General features: G+C 73.6%; 1 protein-coding gene. It reads left to right on the top strand.

Annotated features, from left to right (window positions below):
• Positions 1 to 1,763, top strand: a 1,763-nt coding sequence (locus KN815_RS31850) for a type I polyketide synthase (protein WP_253209360.1), incomplete at both ends; no start/stop codon positions are given.

The raw sequence follows: 1,763 nt of genomic DNA on the forward strand, positions 1-1,763 counted from the left end.
CGGGGTGCGGTGTCGGTGGGGCGTTCGGATGGTGCGGTGAGCCCGGGCCAGGCGCTCGTGTGGGGCCTGGGTCGCGTGGCGGCGTTGGAGCTGCCGGAGCGGTGGGGCGGTCTGGTCGACCTTCCCGAGACGGCCGACGAGCGTGCGCTCGGGCGGCTGGCGGGTGTGCTGGCCGGGGCCGGTGGCGAGGACCAGGTCGCCGTTCGCGGCTCGGGCGTCTTCGGACGGCGGCTGACGGAGGCTTCCGGGGCCCGGACGCCGGACGACGAGGGCTGGCGGCCCTCGGGTTCGGTGCTGGTGACCGGTGGCACGGGTGCGTTGGGTGCGCATCTGGCTCGCTGGCTGGTGGAGAACGGCGCCGAGCATGTGGTGCTCACCAGCCGCCGGGGGCTGGAGGCTCCGGGTGCGGTGGAGCTGCGGGATGAGCTGGCCGCGTCGGGTGCTCGGGTGACCGTTGCCGCGTGCGATGTGGCGGACCGGGACGCGCTCGCGGAGCTCCTCGCGTCCATACCGGCCGAGTTCCCGCTGACCGCCGTCGTGCACGCGGCCGGTGTGCTGGACGACGGCCTTGTGGACACGCTGGACGCCGAGCGCCTGGAGCGCGTGGTGCGCGCCAAGGCCACCTCCGCGCAGAACCTCCATGAGTTGACGCGCGACCTGGACCTTTCGGCGTTCGTCCTCTTCTCCTCGTTCGCGGGATCGATCGGTGCCGCCGGGCAGGGCAACTACGCGGCGGCCAACGCCTACTTGGACGCGCTGGCCGAGCTGCGCCGCGCCCAGGGTTTGCCTGCCACCTCGATCGCCTGGGGCCCGTGGGCCGAAGGTGGCATGGCCGCCGACGAGGCGCTGGCGCGGCGGATGCGCCGTGACGGAGTGCCGCCGATGGCGCCCGAGTCGGCGCTCACCGCGCTGCGGCAGGCGCTGGACCTCGATGACACGGCCGTGACGGTCGCGGACATCGACTGGGACCGGTTCCTGGCCGAGTTCACCGCCGTACGGCCGAGCGTGCTGTTCGGCGAGGTACGGGCCGCGCGTCCGGCGCCGGCCGCCGAGGGCGCGCCGCGCGTGGCCGCCACCGCCGGGACCGGCACACTCGCGGAGCGGCTGTCCGGCCTGACGGAGAACGAGCGCGCACAGACGCTGCTGGAGCTGGTGCGTACGCAGGTCGCTTCGGTGTTGGGGCATGGCGGGGCCGAGGCGGTCGAGGCCGGACGGGCCTTCAAGGAGCTGGGCTTCGACTCGCTCACCGCCGTCGAACTCCGCAACCGGCTGAACGCGGCGACCGCCCTGCGGCTGCCCGCCACGCTCATCTACGACTACCCGAACGCCACCGCCCTCGCCGACCACCTCCGCACGGAGTTGCTGGGCGCGGATGCTGCGGTGAGTGGTGGTGTGGCCGCGCCTGCGGTCGCGGTGGCCGATGATCCGATCGCGATCGTGGCGATGAGCTGCCGTTTCCCGGGTGGGGTGCGGTCGCCGGAGGAGCTGTGGGAGTTGCTGACGGCGGGTGGGGACGCGATTGCGGAGTTCCCGTCCGACCGTGGCTGGGATCTTGCGGGGCTGTACGACCCGGACCCGGACCGTCAGGGGACGTCGTACGCGCGTGAGGGCGGTTTCCTCTACGACGCCGGGGACTTCGACGCGTCGTTCTTCGGTATTTCGCCGCGTGAGGCGCTGGCGATGGACCCGCAGCAGCGGCTGCTGCTGGAGACGTCGTGGGAGGCGTTCGAGCGCGCGGGCATCGACCCGGCCACGCTGCGCGG

The organism is Streptomyces niphimycinicus (genome assembly GCF_018883605.1).
In the GTDB taxonomy this organism is placed as follows: domain Bacteria; phylum Actinomycetota; class Actinomycetes; order Streptomycetales; family Streptomycetaceae; genus Streptomyces; species Streptomyces niphimycinicus.